Annotated in this window: 2 rRNA genes; both read right to left on the reverse strand. The window is 48.4% G+C overall.

Features of this window, described 5'->3' with window-relative positions:
* Window positions 1-51: 51 nt before the first annotated feature.
* Window positions 52-163: ribosomal RNA gene (gene rrf, locus IP023_RS15645) — 5S ribosomal RNA — on the reverse strand.
* Window positions 164-239: 76 nt separating this feature from the next.
* Window positions 240-3123 (reverse strand): 23S ribosomal RNA (locus IP023_RS15650).
* Window positions 3124-3309 lie beyond the last annotated feature (186 nt).

Here is a 3309-nt window from a genome sequence, read left to right on the forward strand (position 1 = left end):
AAAGTCTATAAACGCAAAAAGCCTTAGATTTCTCTAAGGCTTCTGTTTAAAAAAAGGCACCGACCTACTCTCCCACCTGTTACGGCAATACCATCGGCTCGGGCGGGCTTAACTTCTCTGTTCGGAATGGGAAGAGGTGAACACCGCCGATATAGGCACCCAAATATCTTTAAGTTCTATACTATGACATACTATTGAAAGAAAAAAAACAATAAGACGAAGACAATAGTGTCTATCCGCTTGGAAAGCTTCGGGCTATTAGTACTACTCAGCTTTGGTCTCTCAACCTTTACACTTATAGCCTATCAACGTAGTCATCTTCTACGACCCTTGTAAGGAAGTCTCATCTCGTGGCTAGTTTCGCACTTAGATGCTTTCAGCGCTTATCTAATCCCGACGTAGCTACCCAGCCGTACACCTGGCGGCATAACTGGTTCACCAGCGGTCAGTCCATCCCGGTCCTCTCGTACTAAGGACAGATCCACTCAAACTTCCAACGCCCACAACAGATAGGGACCGAACTGTCTCGCGACGTTCTGAACCCAGCTCGCGTGCCACTTTAATGGGCGAACAGCCCAACCCTTGGGACCTTCTCCAGCCCCAGGATGTGACGAGCCGACATCGAGGTGCCAAACCTCCCCGTCGATATGAGCTCTTGGGGGAGATCAGCCTGTTATCCCCAGCGTACCTTTTATCCTTTGAGCGATGGCCCTTCCATACAGAACCACCGGATCACTATGTCCGTCTTTCGACCCTGGTCGACTTGTTGGTCTCACAGTCAAGCAAGCTTATGCCATTGCACTCCACGTACGGTTACCAAGCGTACTGAGCTTACCTTTGAAAGCCTCCGTTACCTTTTTGGAGGCGACCACCCCAGTCAAACTACCCACCAAACAATGTCCTCGACTTAATCGAGTTAGAAACCGAATACAGAAAGGGCGGTATTTCAAGGTTGATTCCATGACTCCTAGCGAAGCCACTTCAACATCTCCCGCCTATCCTACACATCCTGTACCCAATTTCAATGTTAAGCTATAGTGAAGGTGCATGGGGTCTTTCCGTCCCGTTGCGGGTAATCGGCGTCTTCACCGATACCACAATTTCACCGAGCTCATGGCTGAGACAGCGCCCAGATCGTTACACCATTCGTGCAGGTCGGAACTTACCCGACAAGGAATTTCGCTACCTTAGGACCGTTATAGTTACGGCCGCCGTTTACTGGGGCTTCGATTCAATGCTTCTCTTGCGATGACATCCCCTCTTAACCTTCCAGCACCGGGCAGGTGTCAGGCCTTATACCTCATCTTTCGATTTTGCAAAGCCATATGTTTTTGCTAAACAGTCGCCTGGGCCTTTTCACTGCGGCTGCTCTTGCGAGACAGCGCCCCTTCTCCCGAAGTTACAGGGCCATTTTGCCGAGTTCCTTAGCCATGATTCACTCGAGCACCTTAGGATTCTCTCCTCGACTACCTGTGTCGGTTTACGGTACGGGTTTTCTTTACCTGAAGCTTAGCGGGTTTTCTTGGAAGTCTGATTACCTGCTCTATCAACGCCGCCGAAGCTTTGCTGTACTATTGGATTTCAGCAGGGTCCGCGGATTTGCCTACGGTCCCTATACCTACGTCTTTTAACGAACTATTCCGTCAGTTCGCGGCAGTGTCACTACTCCGTCACCACATCGCAGTAAAAAAAAGTACTGGAATATTAACCAGTTGTCCATCGGCTTTCCCCCTTCGGGTGCGCCTTAGGCCCCGACTAACCCTGATCCGATTAGCGTTGATCAGGAAACCTTAGTCTTTCGGTGGGCGGGTTTCTCACCCGCCTTATCGTTACTTATGCCTACATTTGCTTTTCTATTAAGTCCACAACACATCACCATGCTGCTTCACCCCTAATAGAATGCTCCCCTACCAGACATACATCTTTCAGTATGAATCCATAGCTTCGGTAGTAATCTTGATGCCCGTTTATTATCCACGCCCGGTCGCTCGACTAGTGAGCTGTTACGCACTCTTTAAATGAATGGCTGCTTCCAAGCCAACATCCTAGCTGTCTGTGCAACCGGACCTCGTTAGTTCAACTTAGACTACATTTTGGGACCTTAGCTGATGGTCTGGGTTCTTTCCCTCTCGGCCTTGGACCTTAGCACCCAAAGCCTCACTGCCGGCCATATCTTGTAGCATTCGGAGTTCGTCTGGATTTGGTAGGATTTGACTCCCCCGCACCCAATCGGTAGCTCTACCTCTACAAGACTCTATGCCGACGCTGTTCCTAAAAACATTTCGGGGAGTACGAGCTATTTCCCAGTTTGATTGGCCTTTCACCCCTACCCTCAGGTCATCCGGAAACTTTTCAACGTTTATCGGTTCGGTCCTCCATTTGGTGTTACCCAAACTTCAACCTGCCCAAGGGTAGATCACAAGGTTTCGCGTCTACCTCTGCTGACTATACGCCCTATTCAGACTCGCTTTCGCTGCGGCTGCGTCGCTGAACGACTTAACCTTGCCAACAAAGAGTAACTCGTAGGCTCATTATGCAAAAGGCACGCTGTCACAGAATTAATCCGCTCCAACCGCTTGTAAGCACACGGTTTCAGGTTCTTTTCACTCCCCTGTTCGGGGTTCTTTTCACCTTTCCCTCACGGTACTAGTTCACTATCGGTCTCTCAGGAGTATTTAGCCTTGCCAGATGGTGCTGGCGGATTCCCACAGGATTTCTCCGGTCCCGCGGTACTCAGGATACCACTATGCTGTCATTCTTTACCTGTACGGGGCTATCACCCATATCGCGCAGTTTCCCACCTGCTTCCAGTTCATAGCGACAATACAATGTCGTGGTCCTACAACCCCCATAATGCCGTAACAATATGGGTTTGGGCTCTTTCCCGTTCGCTCGCCACTACTTGGGAAATCATTATTATTTTCTCCTCCTACGCTTACTTAGATGTTTCAGTTCGGCGCGTTCGCGTATTATACAACATACCTTCAGTATGCTAGGTTGCCCCATTCGGAAATCTTCGAATCAAATCGCATTTGCCAATCCTCGAAGCTTATCGCAGCTTATCACGTCCTTCATCGCCTCTGAGAGCCTAGGCATCCCCCGTGTGCCCTTATTTACTTTCTTCACTCATATAGCCCTTTTGCTACTATAGAGTTGCTTTGATATATATTCTACCTATACTAATCATTATCTCTTTGCGGCTTATTCATCCGGGGTGAAATAATAACTCAAGCATATAGATAGTATTAATCTACTATTGTCTTCTCTTGTGTTTTTTTTCTTTCAATATGTCAAAGAACTCTTTATAGT

Source organism: Sphingobacterium rhinopitheci, assembly GCF_022627575.1.
GTDB classification, from domain to species: domain Bacteria; phylum Bacteroidota; class Bacteroidia; order Sphingobacteriales; family Sphingobacteriaceae; genus Sphingobacterium; species Sphingobacterium rhinopitheci.